The organism is Kocuria sp. CPCC 205231 (assembly GCF_040980965.1).
GTDB classification, from domain to species: Bacteria; Actinomycetota; Actinomycetes; order Actinomycetales; family Micrococcaceae; genus Kocuria; species Kocuria rosea.
Genome location: NZ_JAVKPP010000006.1, coordinates 35,823 through 51,875, shown reverse-complemented (window position 1 = coordinate 51,875; position 16,053 = coordinate 35,823). Strand labels below are relative to the sequence as shown.

Sequence of the window (16,053 nt, the reverse complement as noted above, 5' to 3'; positions counted from 1 at the left end):
TCGGTGCGGCCGCGGGGCTCAGCAGACCGGGCCGGGGTGCAGGATGTCCACCTGTTCCCAGACGTGGTCCTCCGCCAGGTAGGCGTCCTCCTGGGCGGCCCAGCGGTCCCAGTGCTCGGCGTAGTAGGAGCCGTCACGGCTCAGCGCGCGGTCGTAGCGCAGGGCGGTGGGCAGCTCGACCCACACGGAGACGTCCAGCAGCTCCCGGGCCTCGGCGCTGCACGCGCCGACGCCCTCCAGGATCACGACCTCCGCCACACGGGTCAGCCGCGGGGTCCCCGGGGAGCCGGTGACCCAGTCCCAGGCGCTCCACTCGGCGTCCCGGCCCTGGTCGAGGGGTGTGAGGACCTCGTCCACGTAGGTGCGGCGGCCGGGGCCGAGCCCGTCCCAGCCCGGGTAGAGGTCCTCGAGGTGGAAGAGCGTCACGTCCCGCACCGGGCGCAGCACCGCGCCGAGCTGCTCGGCGAGGCTGGTCTTGCCGGCCCCCGAACGCCCGTCGATGCCGATGAGGTAGGGGCGGCGGGTGGGGGAGGGGAGCAGCCGCGCCAGGTTGGTGCCGGCGGGGTGGGCCGCGGCGAGCGCCGGATCCAGCTCGAGCTCGATGTCGATCACGCGCGCCCGGCGTCCTGCGCGGATCCCCGGTCGGCGCCGAGCTCCCGGGCGACGGCGCGGACCACGCCCGGCACGGCGGCGTCGATCATGCCCCAGGTGGACTCGAAGTCCTCGGGGCCCCCGTACCAGGGGTCGTAGATCCCCAGGTCGCCGTGCTCGAGGCCCTCGACGGCGGGGTCGAACTCCCGCAGCAGCCGCACCTTGGCGGCGGCGGACCGGTCCGGTGCGAGCGCCCGCAGGCGCTGCCAGTGCACCACGTCCAGGGCGAGCACGAGGTCCCGGTCGCCGAAGCGGACGGGGTCGAAGACCTGGGCCGCGTGCGCGGAGGCGTCGAGTCCCTCGCGGCGCAGGAGGTCGCCGGCGCGGGGGTCCACGGGGTTGCCGAGCTCCTCGTCGCTGACGCCGGCCGAGTCGATCCGCACGCGCCCGGCCAGTCCTGCGGCCTCGAAGGCGCGGCGCAGGGCTAACTCCGCCATGGGCGAGCGGCAGATGTTGCCGGTGCACACGGCCACGATCGAATACATAGCGCGCAGTCTAAGCCGTCCGGTCCCGGCACGAGAAGTGCGGCCGCCGCCCGAGGGGGCGACGGCCGCACGGCGCGGGTCCGGTCAGGACCGGCGGACGGTCGGGTCGAGCGGTCGCTGCTCGTCCGGGTCCAGTCGTTCCTGACCGGCGTCCGGGCGCTCCGGCTCCTGGTCGGCCTGCTGGCCGGAGCTCGAACCGGTCTCCGCGGCGAGGTCGATCTCCTCGCCGTTCTCGTCGACCCGCCGGTACCAGTCGGTGACGGCCGGGTCGTGGGAGTCGAAGGTCTCGCCGGCGGCACGGGCGCCGGGGGCGTGCTCCACCTGCAGGGCGAAGTCGTCGCCGTGCTCCTCGATGCCGTGGATCACGGCCTTGCGCACCGCCGTGAGGGCGAACGCGTGGCGGATCGTGGCGGGGTCGCTGCGCAGGTCCTTGTAGAAGGCGACCATGAGGAAGGCGACGATCACCGCGAACGGCAGGGCCGAGACGGTCACGAGGTTCTGCATCCCGGTCAGGGCGTCGTCGCCGCCCACGAGCATCATGACCGTTGCGATGCCGCCGAGGCACAGGCCCCAGAACACGACGATCGGCCGGTTCGGCTCGGGCTGGCCCCGCTGGGACAGCGTGCCCATGACGATGGACGCGGAGTCCGCGCTGGTCACGAAGAAGATGCCGATGACGACCATGGCGAGCACCGACGTGATCGCGCCGAAGGGCAGGGCGTCGAGCATGCCGAACAGCGCGGCCTCCTGGCCGCCCGCGGCGGCCAGGTCGGTCCCGGTGCGCTGCAGATACATGGACGTGCCGCCGATGACCACGAACCAGAGCACGCACATGGAGGAGGGGACCACGAGCACCACGGTCACGAACTGGCGCAGCGTGCGGCCGCGGGAGATCTTGGCGATGAACATCCCGACGAACGGGGACCAGGACAGCCACCAGGCCCAGTAGAAGACGGTCCAGCCGCCGGCGAAGGCGGTGGCGTCCTCGCCCCAGCCGCCGGTCTGCCCGGTCATCCAGAGGTACTCCTGCAGGTAGGTGCTGAACACGGCGGGGACCAGGTCCAGGATCAGGACGGTGGGCCCGGCCACGAACACGAACAGGGCGAGCAGGAACGCCAGCAGCAGGTTCGTATTGGAGAGGTAGCGGATGCCGCGGGCCACGCCGGAGACCGCGGAGACCACGAAGGCGGCGGTGAGGACGGCGATGATCGCGATGAGCCCGCCGTTGCCGAGCGGTCCCCAGCCCGCGACGATCTCGAGGCCCCGGGAGATCTGCAGCGCGCCGATCCCGAGCGAGGCAGCGGTGCCGAAGAGGGTCGCGAAGATGGCGAACACGTCGATGAGCCGGCCCAGGCCGCCCTCGGCGCGCCGCTGGCCGATCAGCGGCACGAAGATCCGGCTGATGAGCGGGGAGCGTCCGCGCCGGTAGGCGCCGTACGCGACGGCCGCGCCGACCACGGCGTACATGGCCCAGGGGTTGAGACCCCAGTGGAAGGCGGTCTGGACGAGGGCGTAGACGGTCATCTCCTCGGAGCCGGGCTCCGCCCCGAATCCGGGGACGCCCGCGCCGAAGTGGCTCAGCGGCTCGGAGGCGCCGTAGAACATCAGGCCGATGCCCATGCCGGCGGCGAAGAGCATGGCGAGCCACGAGAAGAAGGAGTACTCGGGCTTCTCGTCGTCCATGCCCAGGGGGATCCGCCCGGTCCGGGTGAAGCCGACCACGAGCATGAACAGCACGGCGGCCGTGGACAGGGCGGTGAAGAACCACCCGGTGTTGCCGGTCACCCAGCCCAGGGCCGCGGTGGAGGCGGCCGTCAGGGACTCGGTGGAGAGCACGCCCCAGGCGATGAACCCCACGATCAGCGCGGCGGTGACGGTGAAGACCACCTTGTCCGTGCCGTAGTGCAGCTTCTGGTCCTCGACGGCGATGCCGGGGACGAGGGCGGGGTGGATGCCGTGCGGGTAGTTGATCTCGCGCAGCACCTCCCGCGGCTTCGGCCGGCGGGAGCCGTCGGCCTCACTGGACGGATGCGGCGAATGGGGTGGCGTGGTGCTCACGGTGGCTCCTGAGGTGTCGGGGTGCGTGCGGTGTCGTGTCGGTGCGTGCGGTGACGTGCGGGGCGGACCCGGGGGTGTGGCGGTGGCCCGCGGGAACGGGCTCAAACACTCCACGGTATCCGACGTCCTGCCCCGCCGGGAGGGAGTGCGCGGCGTCTCACATCCCCGGCACCCCGGGTTGAGTCGATGTGGCTCAACTTAAGTTGACATCAGCGGCTCACGTGGCAGACTTGAGCCAGGAAAACTCAAGAACTGAGACCTCCGGGACCCCAACGGGGCCGGTACGGCCCGCCCGGTTCAGCTCGACCCGAAGGAGAACACGTCCATGTCTCGTGCAGTAGGAATCGACCTCGGCACCACCAACTCCGTGGTGTCCGTGCTGGAGGGCGGCGAGCCCACCGTCATCGCCAACGCCGAGGGCAACCGGACCACGCCGTCCGTCGTCGCCTTCTCCAAGGACGGCGAGACCCTGGTGGGCGACATCGCCAAGCGCCAGGCCGTCACCAACGTGGACCGCACGATCGCCTCGGTGAAGCGCCACATGGGCACCGGGTGGTCCACCGACATCGACGGCAAGAAGTACACGCCGCAGGAGATCTCGGCGCGCATCCTGATGAAGCTCAAGACCGACGCCGAGTCCTACCTCGGCGACAAGGTCACCGACGCCGTGATCACCGTCCCGGCGTACTTCAACGACGCCGAGCGCCAGGCCACCAAGGAGGCCGGTGAGATCGCGGGCATGAACGTGCTGCGCATCGTCAACGAGCCCACCGCCGCGGCGCTCGCCTACGGCCTGGAGAAGGGCAAGGAGGACGAGCTCATCCTGGTCTTCGACCTCGGTGGAGGCACCTTCGACGTCTCCCTGCTGGAGGTCGGCAAGGACGAGGACGACTTCTCCACCATCCAGGTCCGCTCGACCGCCGGCGACAACCGCCTCGGCGGCGACGACTGGGACCAGCGCGTGGTCGACTGGCTGCTGGCGCAGGTGAAGTCGAAGACCGGCGCGGACCTGTCCAAGGACAAGATCGCCCTGCAGCGCCTGAAGGAGACCGCGGAGCAGGCCAAGAAGGAACTGTCCTCCGCGACCAGCACCAGCATCTCCCTGCAGTACCTGTCCGTGACCCCCGAGGGCCCGGTGCACCTGGACGAGCGCCTCACCCGCGCCAAGTTCGAGGAGCTCACCCGGGACCTGCTCGAGCGCACCGAGAAGCCGTTCAAGGACGTCATCGCCGAGGCCGGCATCTCCGTGTCCGACATCGACCACGTGGTGCTGGTGGGCGGCTCGACCCGCATGCCCGCCGTCGCGGAGACCGTCCAGCGCCTGGCCGGCAAGGAGCCCAACAAGGGCGTGAACCCGGACGAGGTCGTCGCCGTCGGCGCCGCGATCCAGGCGGGCGTGCTCAAGGGCGACCGCAAGGACGTGCTGCTGATCGACGTGACCCCGCTGTCGCTGGGCATCGAGACCAAGGGCGGCGTGATGACCAAGCTCATCGAGCGCAACACGGCGATCCCCACCAAGCGGTCCGAGACCTTCACCACCGCCGAGGACAACCAGCCGTCCGTGTCCATCCAGGTCTTCCAGGGCGAGCGCCAGTTCACCCGGGACAACAAGAACCTGGGCACCTTCGAGCTGACCGGCATCGCCCCCGCCCCGCGCGGGATGCCGCAGATCGAGGTCACCTTCGACATCGACGCCAACGGCATCGTGCACGTCTCCGCGAAGGACAAGGGCACCGGCACCGAGCAGTCGATGACCATCACGGGCGGGTCCTCCCTCTCCAAGGAGGACATCGACCGGATGGTCAAGGACGCCGAGGCCAACGCCGAGGCGGACCGGGTGCGCCGCGAGGCGGCCGACCTGCGCAACAACGCGGAGCAGCAGGCGTACTCCGTCGACAAGCTCCTGAAGGACAACGACGAGAAGCTGCCCGCGGACGTCAAGTCCGAGGTGCAGGCGGACGTCGACGCCCTGAAGAAGGCGCTCGAGGGCGAGGACGAGGACGCCGTGAAGTCGGCCTACGACAAGCTGCAGCAGTCCCAGACCAAGCTCGGCGAGGCCCTCTACGCGCAGTCGCAGACCGAGGGCGCCGAGGGCGCCCCGGGTGCGGGCGCCACCGGTGCCACCGGTGACGAGGACATCGTCGACGCCGAGGTCGTCGACGACGAGGACGAGAAGAAGTGAGCATGCCCGACCCCACGCCAGGACCCGACGAGAACGCGGACGACCACGGCGCCGGGAGCGTTCCCGGCGACCCCGCCGCGCACCCCGGCGAGCAGTCCGCACAGGACTCCGGCGCCGGCCCCCGCGAGGAGGCCGGGCCGGAGGGCCTGACGGTGGACGACATCCTCTCGACGCCCCAGTCGACGGACGCGGAGTCCGGGGACGCCGCACCGGCGCCGGCCGCCGCGGAGGAGTCCCCGGCGGCCGCCCTCGCCGAGGAGCGGCTCGAGGAGCTGCGCCGGCTGCAGGCCGAGTTCGTGAACTTCAAGCACCGCACGGCGCGCGAGAAGGAGCAGCTGCGGACCTTCGTGACGGGCGACCTCCTGCAGACGCTGCTGCCGGTGTTCGACGACATCGACGCGGCCCGGCAGGCGGGCGACCTCACCGACGGCCCGTTCGCGGCGATCGCGAACAAGCTCGAGGAGACCCTCGTGCGGCACGGGCTGGTGCGCCTCGGGGAGGTCGGGGAGAAGTTCGACCCGAACGTCCACGAGGCGGTGCTGCAGCAGCCCACGAGCGAGGTCGAGCCGGACCAGGTCTCGATGGTGCTGCGCTCCGGCTTCCGGATCGGCGAGCGCGTGGTGCGGCCGGCCCAGGTCGCCGTCGCGGTCGCCGAGTGAGGCCGGACCCGGCCTGATCCCGGCGATGTCAGGGGAGGCCCGTCCCTCGGGCCTCCCCTGACCCGTCCACCCGTCCCCGCCGCCGCGGCGCCGGGGACGACCCCCGGACCACCACCGGGTCCTGCTCCGCAGGACCCCGACCGGCCCCACAGAAAGGAGGCGTCATGGCCAGCCAGGACTGGATCGACAAGGACTTCTACAGCATTCTCGGCGTCTCCAAGGACGCGTCCGCCGCCGACGTCAAGAAGGCCTACCGCAAGCTCGCCCGCCAGTACCACCCGGACCAGAACCCGGGGGACGCGGAGGCCGAGCAGCGGTTCAAGGACATCACCGAGGCGAACTCCGTGCTCTCCGACCCCGAGGAGCGCAAGCAGTACGACGCGATCCGCGCGATGGGCTCCGGGGCGCGCTTCACCGCCGGCGGCCCCGGCGGCGCCGGGGGCTCGGCCAACTTCGAGGACCTCTTCGGCGACATCTTCGGCGGAGGCGGCGGAGGACGCCGCCGCCGCACGACCTACTCCACCGGCGGCGCGGGCGGCCCCGGCGGCCCGGGCGGGTTCGAGGACCTGTTCGCCCAGTTCGGCGGTCAGACCGGGTACGGGGCGCCGGGCGGCTACGGCGGCTACCAGGCCCCGCCGGCGCGCGGGGAGGACATCCGGACGGAGACGACCATCCCGTTCCGCTCCTCGGTGCACGGCACCACGGTCAAGCTGCGCCGGGGCAACGGCCAGGAGACCACGGTGCGGATCCCGCGCGGCGTGCGCGACGGGCAGAAGCTCAAGCTCGCCGGCAAGGGCCACTCGGGTGCCGGCGGCGCCGGCGACCTCTACGTCACCGTCCACGTGACCCCGCACCCCTTCTTCCGGCGCGTCGAGGGCACGGACGACGTCGAGGTCACCGTGCCGATCACGTTCCCCGAGGCGGCCCTGGGCGCCACCATCGAGGTGCCCGTGCTGGACGGCGGCACCGTGCGCGTGAAGGTCCCGGCGGGCACGTCCTCGGGCCGGCGCTTCCGCGTCAAGGGGCGCGGGTTCGGCACGGCCAAGGGCACCGGCAACCTGATCGTGACGGTCGAGGTGCACGTGCCGGCCGAGCTGGACGAGCAGGCGCAGGCCGCCGTCCGGGCGTTCGCCGAGGCGACCGCGGACGAGGACCCCCGGGCCCGCCTGGCCGAAAAGGCACGGGTATGAGATGGCACTGGACGCCGACCAGCCGCTGTTCGTGATCTCCGTGGCCGCGGAGATCGCGGAGATGCACCCGCAGACGCTGCGCCAGTACGACCGGCTCGGCCTCGTCAGGCCGTCCCGGGCCCCCGGCCGCGCCCGCCGCTACTCGCAGCGCGACATCGAGAAGCTGCAGCAGATCCAGGTGCTGTCCCAGCAGGGCGTGTCCCTCGAGGGCATCCGGCGCATCCTCCAGCTGGAGAACCAGGTCGCGGCCCTGCGGTCGCGGGTGGCGGAGCTGTCCCGGGAACTCGAGGACGCCCGGGACCGGGCCGAGGAGTCCTCGCGGATCTTCGCCGCCGGCGTCGGCGGGGACGTGGTGCGCATGGCCCGCGGCGCCCGCCCCCGGGCCCGCAAGATCTCGCAGGCCGTGGTGCTGTACCGGCCCCCGCGCCAGCAGGAGCGCTGAGCCGCACCGGCGCCCGGGCCGGGCGGTCAGCGCAGGTGCTTCTCGAAGCCCACGTCGTACACGCCGCCCGGATAGACCCGGGCGGTCCCGGGCAGCAGGACGTACCCGCTGCTGCGGTACAGGGCGGCCGCCTCCGGCTGGCGGCTGCCCGTGGTGAGGTGGATGCGCCGGTAGCCCGCCGCGGCGGCGAGCCGCTCGAGCTCGGCCAGGACCCGCCGCGAGATCCCGCGCCGGCGGTGCGCCGGGGCGGTCCACACCCGTTTGAGCTCGGCCGTGGCGTCGTCGTGCCGACGGAACGCGCCACCCCCCACCGTCGTGCCGCCCTCGAGGAGGAGCAGGAGCGCTCCGGCGGGGGCGGTGAAGTCGTCGACGGGGTGCTCGGCCATCTCCTCCGCCCCGATCTCGGGACCGTAGCGCTCCACGTACTCGTGGTGCAGGCCCTCGAGCAGCGGCTGCGTGCGGGGATCGCCCGGGGGCACGACGACGAAGCCGTCCCGCTCCGGGCCGGGCAGTGCGGGCACGCCGTTTCGCTCCGCGCCGGGGACGGCGCTCACGCCGTCCGGCGGTAGACGAGGTCGCGGGGGACGCGGCCCGCCTCCTGCGCCTTGCGCTCGAAGCTCGTGAGGACCCGTCCCTCCCAGCGCGGGGCCCATCCGGTGTCCGGGTGCTCGTCGTCGGCGAGCGGGCCCGGGTGGACGTTCTCGAACTGCGGGGACGCGTCGAGGACCTCACGCATCACCAGGGCGTACTCCTGCCAGTCCGTGGCGAGCCGCCACAGCCCGCCCGGGACGAGCACCCGGGCGGCGAGCTCGGCGAACGCGGGGGAGACCAGGCGCCGCTTGTGGTGGCGGGTCTTGTGCCAGGGGTCCGGGAAGAACACCCACAGCTCGTCGACCGAGGCCGGGGCGAGCATGTGCTCCAGGACCTCGGGCGCGTTGGCCTGCGCCACGCGGACGTTGTCCACCCCGGCCTGGGCCGCCTTGAGCAGCAGGTCCGCGATCCCGGGCTTGTACACCTCGACGGCGAGGAAGTTCCGCGCCGGGTCCTGGGCGGCGGCGTGCACGACCGCCTCGCCGAGCCCGGAGCCGACCTCCACGACCAGCGGCGCCTCGCGCCCGAAGGCCGCGGCCGCGTCGAACTCGTGGTCGGGGTGCACGGAGGTGTCCGTGCGCACGCGCGGGACGTCGAGCACCCGGGTGGGCGCCCAGTCGTCCCAGGCCTTCTGGCGGCGGGCGGTGAGGCGGTCGCCGCGGCGCACGAAGGAGTACGGCCGGCGGTGGAACGCCTCGGGGACGGGGCCCTGTGCGGGGCCCTCGGCGGGGGAAGGGGTGTGCTCGCTCATCGCCCTACATCCTAGGGGCTGGGCGGGCGGCGGGCGCGTCGGCGCCGGGAACGGGTGGCTCGGACCAGCGCCGGCGGGGCGCCTCCCACGCCGCGAACCGGGCGAGCAGCTCGTCGGCGTCCTGGGCGACCACGGCGGCGTCCCGGTACTCGGGACGCACGAGGCCGGCCGCGGACATCGAGGCCACCGCGTCCAGCAGGGGCCTCCAATAGCCGGCCACGTCCAGGAAGCCGACCGGCTTGGCGTGCACCCCCACCTGCAGCCAGGTCCACGCCTCGAAGATCTCCTCGAGGGTGCCCAGGCCGCCCGGCAGGGCCACGAACCCGTCGGCGAGGGCGGCCATCTCCGCCTTGCGCTCGTGCATCGTCCGGACGATGCGCAGCTCGGTCAGCCCCGTGTGGGCCGTCTCGTCGTCGACGAGCGACTGCGGCATGACCCCGACCACCTCGCCCCCGGCGGCCAGGGCGGCGTCGGCGACGACGCCCATCAGCCCCACGTGGCCGCCGCCGTAGACGACGCCCACGCCGCGGCGGGCGAGGGTGGTGGCGAAGGCCCGGGCGGCCTCGGGGAACAGGGGGTCGGAGCCGAGGGATGCCCCGGTGTACACGGCGAGTCTCATGCGGACATTGTCGCTGTCGCTGTCGCTGTCGCTGTCGCTGTCGCAGTCCCTCATCCCCGCCCCTCGTCCTCGCCCTGTCCCTCGTCCTCGTCCTCGTCCTGTCCCGCGTCCTTCTCACGTCGCGGCGTCGATAGCATGAGGCGCGCCCCGCGCCCGCCCTGCCGACCCGTGCCGAAGGACCTCCCGTGAGCTCATCGCCGCCCGACGACCCCGTGCGCTCCCGCCTGCGCCTCTCCGGCGGCAAGGACCGGGTGGTGCTGGTGGCGGCGCTGGGGATCCTCAGCGCGGTGAGCCCGATGGCCACGGACATGTACCTGGCCTCGATGCCTGCCATGGCCGGGCACTTCGGGGCGTCGGCCTCCGCGGTGCAGCTGACGCTGACCACGTACATGGTCGGCATGGCCGTGGGGCAGTTCCTGCTCGGGCCCGTGTCCGACGTGCTGGGCCGGCACCGGCTCATGGTGGCCGGCAACGCGCTGTTCCTGCTCAGCTCCGTCGCCGTGGTCCTGGCCCCGACCATCGGGACGGTGCTGGTCCTGCGCGCGGTGCAGGGACTCGCCGGGGCGGCCGGCGTCGTGATCGCCCGCGCGGTGGTCTCGGACATCGCCTCCGGCCGCGGGGCCGCGAAGCTGTTCTCGGTCCTCGCGACCATCACCTCCCTCGCCCCGGTGGTGGCCCCGCTCCTGGGCGGGGTGATCGCCACGGTGGCCCCGTGGCAGACCGTGTTCTGGGTGCTCGCGGCGTTCGGGCTGTTGATGCTGGCGTGCTCCGTGCTCGTGGTCCCCGAGACCCTGCCCCCGCACCGGCGGCACCGCGGCGGGGTCGGCGCCGTCGTCACCGGGTCCTGGCGGATGCTGCGCACCCCGTCCTTCATGGCCTACGCCCTCGCCTTCGGACTCGCGTTCGGCGCCCTGTTCTCCTACATCTCCGCCTCCTCCTTCGTGCTGCAGAACGTGCTCGGCTACTCGGCGCTCGGCTACTCCGTGGTGTTCGCCGTCAACGCGGGCGGCTCCATCCTGGGCGCGGTCGTCAACACCCGCCTCGTCGACCGGGTCGAGCCCGGCACGATCCTCCGCACCGCGATCGTGGTCATGGCCGCCGTCAACGTGGTGGGCCTGGGCCTCGTGCTGGCCGGGATCACCGGGTGGACCACCCTGGCGCACCTCTTCGTGAGCCAGACCTGCATCGGCTTCGTCATGGGCAACGCCGTGGCCCTCGCCCAGGGCCGGGTCCCGGGCCGGGCCGGGGCCGGGTCGGCGGTGCTCGGACTGGTCCAGTTCCTCCTGGGCGGGCTCGTGAGCCCGCTGACCGGCCTGGCCGGTCAGCACACCGCCGTCCCGATGGCCGTGTCCATGGCGGTGTGCTCGCTGCTCGCCGCGGGAGCCGTGCTGCTCGCGCGCCGCCTCTCGCGGCGGGCGCCGGAGGGCCCCGCCGCCCTGGCCGGCCCGTAACCGGGCGGAAACGGGCAGGAGCCACACTGTGGCCGATCCATCGGTCCCTGACCGGGGGAGCAGCGGACCTGTGATTAGATGCCTTCTGCCGAGACCGAGGTCACAGTCCCGTTCCGGCCCGATTCCTGATCCACCCGACACCCACGGGAGAACACATGCTCCAAACCATCGAGACTGCCCTCGGCGAGCTGGGCGGCATCATCTGGGGGCCCTACGTCCTCATCCCCCTGCTGCTGCTCACCGGTCTGTACCTGACCGTCCGGCTGGGCGGGCTGCAGTTCCACAAGCTGGGCTCCGCGCTGCGACTGGCCCTGTTCGACCGCAAGGACGCGGACGCCCGCGGCGGCGACGTCTCCCAGTTCCAGGCGCTGACCACGGCGCTCGCGGCCACCGTGGGCACCGGCAACATCGTGGGCGTGGCCACCGCGATCTCGATCGGCGGGCCCGGCGCCCTGTTCTGGATGTGGGTCACCGGCCTGCTCGGCATGGCCTCCAAGTACTCCGAGGCGTTCCTGGCCGTGCGGTTCCGCACCACGGACGCCAAGGGTGAGATCTCCGGCGGCCCGCAGTACTACCTGGAGCGCGGCATCCGCAACAGGTTCGGGAAGTTCCTGGCGATCTTCTTCGCCGTCGCCGCCGCGCTGGCCGCGTTCGGCATCGGCAACATGACCCAGGGCAACTCCATCGCCTCCAACCTGGAGAGCTCGTTCAGCGTCCCCACCTGGATCACCGGTGTGGTGCTCGCCGTGCTGACGCTCGCCGTGCTCGTGGGCGGGATCAAGTCCATCGGGAAGGTCACGGCGGGCTTCGTCCCCGTCATGATCCTCTTCTACGTCCTGGGCGCCCTGTTCATCCTCGTCGTCAACGTCGCGGCCATCCCGCAGGCGGTCGTCCTGATCTTCACCGACGCCTTCTCCGGCACGGCGGCCGTCGGCGGGTTCGCCGGATCGGCGATCATGCTGGCCGTGCAGATGGGCGTGGCCCGCGGCATCTTCTCCAACGAGTCCGGCATGGGATCGGCCGCGATCGCAGCGGCCGCGGCCCAGACCACCCACCCGGTCCGCCAGGGGCTGGTCTCCATGACCCAGACCTTCATCGACACCATCATCGTGGTGACCTGCACGGGACTCGTGCTCATCACCACCGGGGTCTGGGAGCAGGGGGCGGACTTCGCCGCGACCATGACCGGCGACGCCTTCAGCCAGGGCCTGCCCGGGCAGTGGGGCCACTACGTGGTCACCATCGGGCTCGTGATGTTCGCCTACTCGACGATCCTCGGGTGGGCCTACTACGGCGAGCGGTGCATGGAGCGGCTCTTCGGCCGGCCGGCCGTGATGCCCTACCGGGTCGTGTTCTCCCTGGTCGTGTTCGTGGGCTGCACCGTGCCGCTGGCGGTGGTGTGGAACTTCGCCGACGTGATGAACGGCCTCATGGCCCTGCCCAACCTCCTCGGGCTGCTGCTCCTCTCCGGGCTGGTCGTCCGCGAGACCAGGCACTACCTGGACCACGACCCCAAGCTGCGGGCGGACCGCCGCCAGGTCGACGCGTTCATGGAGGGCCATCCCGGAGCGATCGACTCGTACGAGCGCACCGGCGTCTGACGGCTGTCGGCGCACGAAGGCCCGGCCTCCTGACGGGGACCGGGCCCTCGGTCTAGCCTGAGGGGCATGAGCGAACTCCCCGAGCCCCGCCTGTTCTCCTGCGCGGACGCCACCGGCGCCGTCCACGACCAGGGCGCGCACGTGATCGACTGGATCCCCACGGGCCACGCCCCGGTGCTGTGGCTGTCCCCGAGCACCGCGCTCGAGACGGGCAAGCCCGTGCGCGGGGGTGTCCCGATCTGCTTCCCCTGGTTCGCGGACGGGGCGGAGGGCGGGCGCGAGCCCAAGCACGGCTTCGCCCGCACGCTCCCGTGGCACGTCGAGTCGCGCGAGTCCTCGGACCACGAGGCGATGATCGTCTACCGGCTCTCGGACGCGGACGTCACCGATCCCGCGCACCAGGAGCAGTTCCCGTACCAGTTCGAGGCCTACTGCGTGGTGCGCTTCGGCACCGAGCTGTCCCTCGAGCTGAGCGTCACCAACACCGGTGAGCGCCCGTTCGACTTCGAGGAGGCCCTGCACGCCTACCTGGTGGTGGGGGACGTGCGGAAGATCCGGGTCGAGGGGCTGGACGGCGCGTCCTACCGCGACAAGGTCCTGGACCGGGAGGACTGCGTCCAGGAGGGGGACCTCCGGTTCGACGGCGAGACCGACCGGGTGTACCGCTCGACCGGCGACGTCGCCGTGGTGGACCCCGTGCTGGGGCGGGTGCTGCGGATCCGGAAGAAGAACTCCGGCACCACCGTGGTGTGGAACCCCGGGGCGGAGACGGCGGCGGCGATGCCCGACGTGGGGCCGGACGGATGGACGGACTTCGTGTGCGTGGAGGGCGCCAACACCCACGCCGACGCCGTGCACCTCGAGCCCGAGGAGACCCACAGCATGGGCTACCGCCTGTCGGTGGAGACCACGGCGGAGGACCCGGGCCGCCCACCCGCCTGATCCTCGGGACCGTCCGGCGCTCGGCACAGCGCTGTCGGAGGGCCGGTCCGCGCCCGTGTCCCGCGGCAGCACCGACCGGGAGGCCGCACGCCCAGCGCCACCCGCACCGTGCGTGCGCTCGGTCGGGCGGTCAGAAGGGGGGAGGGTCCGCGTCCTCGCGCACGGAGCTGCCCCGCTCCCCGACGTCCGGGACCGGTCCGCCCGATGTGGCACCGCCCGACGTGGCACCGACCGATGTGGCACCGACCGATGTGGCACCGACCGATGTGGCACCGGCCGAGGGGTCCGGCACGGTCCGGTAGGTCCGTCCGGCCGGTGAGGTCCACTCGAGCACTCCGCCGGCGGGCGCCGGCCCCGGCTGCCGCACCGACCAGCGGCCGAGGGCACCGCGGCGGTGCTTGACGAGGTGGTGGTGGCGGCACAGGTGGGCCAGGTTGTCCGCAGCCGTCCGGCCGCCGTCCTGCCACGCCACCGTGTGGTCGAGGTCGCAGCGCTCGGCCCGCCGCCGGCACCCCGGAAAACGACAGGTCCCGTCGCGCAGCCGCAGCCGGCGGCGCAGATCAGCGGGCACCGCGTAGGTGGTGCGGTCGTGGTCGAGGACGGCTCCGGTGACGGGGTGCGTCAGCACGCGATGCCACGAGGAGGCACCGGCGGCCAGCTCCCGGGCGACGTCCGCGCTGATCGGGCCGTGGCCTTCGAGCACCGGGGCGTCCGCGGGCACGCCGGCGGTCGGGCCGCCGGGGCGGCACCCCAGCAGCGTGAGCACGGGGACCGTCACGCAGACCCGGCCGCGCACACCGCGCGGGAACCCGGGGTCATCGGGGAGCTCCCCCTCCAGCAGGAGATCGGTGAGGACGTCCGCCCGCAGCTGCGCGTCCGTCCGGGCAGTCCTGGCACCCGGCGCGAACCCGTCCGGGCCATCCTCCTCCGGACCGAACTGCACTGGACCGCACTGCACCGGACCGAACTGCACTGGACCGAACTGCGCCGTGCCGCACCGGTCCGGCTCTCGCCCCGTCCCCGCGCGGGCGGTCTCCTCCACGGGCTCCAGTAGCGACGCGAGCGTGTCGAGCCGGTCCTGGACCGCGAGCGCCGTGGGTGCGTCCAGCAGGGCGTGCAGCCACGCCATGCCGTCCTCACCGTGCTCGACCCACACGCGGCGTCCGGCCCGGGCCGCCCGGTGCCTCGCCTCCTGCGTCCCGGTCAGCAGCGCCGCGCGCCGGCGCCGGGCCCACGCGCGCAGCTGCGCCACCGTGCAGTGCGGAGCCCGCTCCACCAGTTCGGCGGCGAGCCGCTGCACGACGGCGGACGGTGCCTCCTGGCCCGCCGGGACGTCCTCGACCAGCTCGCGCCACTGGTCGGCGATCACCGAGGCGTGCCGGGCGCTGAAGAGGCCCGCCTCCAGCGCCTCGAGGACCTCGGGCAGGTGCAGCCCGAGCACGAGGGCCTCGCGGACGCGCCCGAGGGCCGTGCCCGCGGGCAGGCGCAGCGCCGGGCCGATCTCGTCGGCGAGATCACGCACCATCTGGTCCTCGGTCTCGAGGAGGGAGCAGACGAGCTCATCGGCCTCGTAGGGCATCAGCCCTGCCGTGGAGACCCAGTCGATCTCGTGGTCCTCCCAGGCCAGCAGCCACAGCCGGACGATGCAGCGCAGCTGGCGCCCCGCCTCCCGCGCCTGTGCGGCCGCCGAGTCCACGAGCTCCCCGACGACCGCCCGCACCTCGGCCCGGACGCCGGCGTCCAGCACCCGCTCCCCGGCGGGAGCGGCTCGGTGCGGACCCGGAGCAGGACGGGCCCGGCGGTGCGCCGTCGTCGTCATGGGCCCGTTCTCCCGGGCGCCTCGGACGTTCTAGGACTTCGGAGTAGGACTCCGGAAAGGCCACCGGGAATGCAGAACGGGTGCCGCCCGTCCGTGCGGACGGGCTGCACCCGTGGGGTCCTGCGGGGCCGTGCCTACTTGGAGACGACCAGGGCCGCGGCGATCGCGGCCAGGAAGGCGTCCTTCGAGAGGCCCGTGCCGGCCTCGGACGGGCGGACGCCGTCCTCCTGGGTCATCTCGGGGTTGCGGAAGTACATCGCGAGCAGCCCGGCGGAGAACGCGCCGAGGGCCAGACCCGCGAGGCGCTTGTTGACGAACGGGGTCAGCAGGGCGGCGCCGATGCCGATCTCCGAGTACGCCACGAACTTGCCGAAGGTGTCGGCGTCCCACTCCTCGAACTGGGGGACGCCGGTGGCGGCGAACTGCTGGAGACCCGCGGCGGCCTCCGTGGGGAGGTCCTTCTTGCCGTAGCCGGACTGCAGCAGGTAGGCGCCGGAGACGCCGCGCAGGATCGCGTTGGAGAGGCTCATGGTCGGTCCTTTCAGGAGGGCGAACAGGGTCATTGAGTCGTCAACGACCCTATCAGGGGAGGGATCGCGCCCTCCGTACAGG

Annotated in this window: 15 protein-coding genes; 7 read left to right on the top strand and 8 right to left on the bottom strand. The window is 72.8% G+C overall.

The genetic code is table 11. The annotated features are described in order from the left end of the window. Positions 1-18 precede the first annotated feature (18 nt). The 3 genes from RF640_RS07665 to RF640_RS07655 all read right to left on the bottom strand — a co-directional run bounded on the left by RF640_RS07665 (position 19) and on the right by RF640_RS07655 (position 3,194). Positions 19-612 (bottom strand): uridine kinase, encoded by a 594-nt coding sequence (locus tag RF640_RS07665; protein ID WP_035928261.1) that lies wholly within the window; start codon positions 610-612, stop codon positions 19-21. Beyond that, a complete protein-coding gene (locus tag RF640_RS07660) occupies positions 609-1,136 on the bottom strand; it encodes a low molecular weight protein-tyrosine-phosphatase (protein ID WP_035928265.1) in 528 nt (175 codons plus the stop codon). Before RF640_RS07660 ends, RF640_RS07665 begins: the two co-directional genes overlap by 4 nt. A gap of 84 nt (positions 1,137-1,220) precedes the next feature. Then, on the bottom strand, positions 1,221-3,194 hold the full coding sequence (locus RF640_RS07655) for a BCCT family transporter (protein WP_241482885.1): 1,974 nt from the start codon (positions 3,192-3,194) through the stop codon (positions 1,221-1,223). A 325-nt stretch (positions 3,195-3,519) separates the two neighbouring features. Between RF640_RS07655 and dnaK the strand changes: the two genes are divergently transcribed. The 4 genes from dnaK (at position 3,520) to RF640_RS07635 (ending at position 7,667) form a co-directional block, all read left to right on the top strand. Further along, a complete protein-coding gene (gene dnaK / locus RF640_RS07650) occupies positions 3,520-5,376 on the top strand; it encodes a molecular chaperone DnaK (RefSeq protein WP_031282565.1) in 1,857 nt (618 codons plus the stop codon). After that, positions 5,373-6,035, top strand: a complete 663-nt coding sequence (locus tag RF640_RS07645; protein ID WP_109244091.1) for a nucleotide exchange factor GrpE — start codon at positions 5,373-5,375, stop codon at positions 6,033-6,035. The genes dnaK and RF640_RS07645 overlap by 4 nt, the downstream gene beginning before the upstream one ends. 164 nt (positions 6,036-6,199) lie before the next feature. After that, positions 6,200-7,225, top strand: coding sequence for a DnaJ C-terminal domain-containing protein (locus RF640_RS07640; protein WP_109221681.1), 1,026 nt, complete (start codon positions 6,200-6,202; stop codon positions 7,223-7,225). Between the two features lies 1 nt (position 7,226). Next, complete coding sequence (locus RF640_RS07635; protein ID WP_017832603.1) at positions 7,227-7,667, top strand: heat shock protein transcriptional repressor HspR; 441 nt, start codon at positions 7,227-7,229, stop codon at positions 7,665-7,667. A gap of 26 nt (positions 7,668-7,693) precedes the next feature. Here the strand turns inward: RF640_RS07635 and RF640_RS07630 are convergent, their stop codons facing one another. Genes RF640_RS07630 through RF640_RS07620 form a run of 3 tightly spaced genes read right to left on the bottom strand, consistent with a single transcriptional unit; the run spans position 7,694 to position 9,628 of the window. Continuing rightward, a complete protein-coding gene (locus RF640_RS07630) occupies positions 7,694-8,188 on the bottom strand; it encodes a GNAT family N-acetyltransferase (RefSeq protein ID WP_290467835.1) in 495 nt (164 codons plus the stop codon). Positions 8,189-8,217: 29 nt separating this feature from the next. Further along, on the bottom strand, positions 8,218-9,009 hold the full coding sequence (gene trmB, locus RF640_RS07625; protein WP_284563361.1) for a tRNA (guanosine(46)-N7)-methyltransferase TrmB: 792 nt from the start codon (positions 9,007-9,009) through the stop codon (positions 8,218-8,220). Between the two features lie 4 nt (positions 9,010-9,013). Beyond that, complete coding sequence (locus tag RF640_RS07620) at positions 9,014-9,628, bottom strand: TIGR00730 family Rossman fold protein (RefSeq protein WP_272026132.1); 615 nt, start codon at positions 9,626-9,628, stop codon at positions 9,014-9,016. A 185-nt stretch (positions 9,629-9,813) separates the two neighbouring features. Here RF640_RS07620 and RF640_RS07615 point away from each other — a divergent pair, with 185 nt between their 5' ends. The 3 genes from RF640_RS07615 (at position 9,814) to RF640_RS07605 (ending at position 13,622) form a co-directional block, all read left to right on the top strand. Beyond that, complete coding sequence (locus tag RF640_RS07615) at positions 9,814-11,079, top strand: multidrug effflux MFS transporter (RefSeq protein ID WP_368827348.1); 1,266 nt, start codon at positions 9,814-9,816, stop codon at positions 11,077-11,079. A 155-nt stretch (positions 11,080-11,234) separates the two neighbouring features. After that, the gene (locus RF640_RS07610; protein WP_272026129.1) at positions 11,235-12,680 is read left to right on the top strand and encodes a sodium:alanine symporter family protein; all 1,446 of its coding nucleotides are present in this window, start codon (positions 11,235-11,237) and stop codon (positions 12,678-12,680) included. A 66-nt stretch (positions 12,681-12,746) separates the two neighbouring features. Continuing rightward, on the top strand, positions 12,747-13,622 hold the full coding sequence (locus tag RF640_RS07605; protein WP_176337408.1) for a D-hexose-6-phosphate mutarotase: 876 nt from the start codon (positions 12,747-12,749) through the stop codon (positions 13,620-13,622). A 130-nt stretch (positions 13,623-13,752) separates the two neighbouring features. On the opposite strand, the gene RF640_RS07600 is transcribed toward RF640_RS07605, so the two are convergent. After that, positions 13,753-15,441, bottom strand: coding sequence for a DUF222 domain-containing protein (locus tag RF640_RS07600; RefSeq protein WP_368827345.1), 1,689 nt, complete (start codon positions 15,439-15,441; stop codon positions 13,753-13,755). 134 nt (positions 15,442-15,575) lie between these two features. Continuing rightward, positions 15,576-15,971 carry a hypothetical protein gene (locus RF640_RS07595; RefSeq protein WP_017832595.1) on the bottom strand — a complete coding sequence of 132 codons (396 nt, stop codon included), beginning with the start codon at positions 15,969-15,971 and terminating at the stop codon, positions 15,576-15,578. Positions 15,972-16,053 lie beyond the last annotated feature (82 nt).

What these genes read in the sequence shown, in the direction of transcription:
- RF640_RS07660 (WP_035928265.1), bottom strand. Translation starts at nt 1,136, where the DNA reads ATGTATTCGATCGTGGCCGTGTGCACCGGCAACATCTGCCGCTCGCCC.
- dnaK (WP_031282565.1), top strand. Translation starts at nt 3,520, where the DNA reads ATGTCTCGTGCAGTAGGAATCGACCTCGGCACCACCAACTCCGTGGTG.
- RF640_RS07640 (WP_109221681.1), top strand. Translation starts at nt 6,200, where the DNA reads ATGGCCAGCCAGGACTGGATCGACAAGGACTTCTACAGCATTCTCGGC.
- RF640_RS07635 (WP_017832603.1), top strand. Translation starts at nt 7,227, where the DNA reads ATGGCACTGGACGCCGACCAGCCGCTGTTCGTGATCTCCGTGGCCGCG.
- trmB (WP_284563361.1), bottom strand. Translation starts at nt 9,009, where the DNA reads ATGAGCGAGCACACCCCTTCCCCCGCCGAGGGCCCCGCACAGGGCCCC.
- RF640_RS07620 (WP_272026132.1), bottom strand. Translation starts at nt 9,628, where the DNA reads ATGAGACTCGCCGTGTACACCGGGGCATCCCTCGGCTCCGACCCCCTG.
- RF640_RS07610 (WP_272026129.1), top strand. Translation starts at nt 11,235, where the DNA reads ATGCTCCAAACCATCGAGACTGCCCTCGGCGAGCTGGGCGGCATCATC.
- RF640_RS07605 (WP_176337408.1), top strand. Translation starts at nt 12,747, where the DNA reads ATGAGCGAACTCCCCGAGCCCCGCCTGTTCTCCTGCGCGGACGCCACC.
- RF640_RS07600 (WP_368827345.1), bottom strand. Translation starts at nt 15,441, where the DNA reads ATGACGACGACGGCGCACCGCCGGGCCCGTCCTGCTCCGGGTCCGCAC.
- RF640_RS07595 (WP_017832595.1), bottom strand. Translation starts at nt 15,971, where the DNA reads ATGAGCCTCTCCAACGCGATCCTGCGCGGCGTCTCCGGCGCCTACCTG.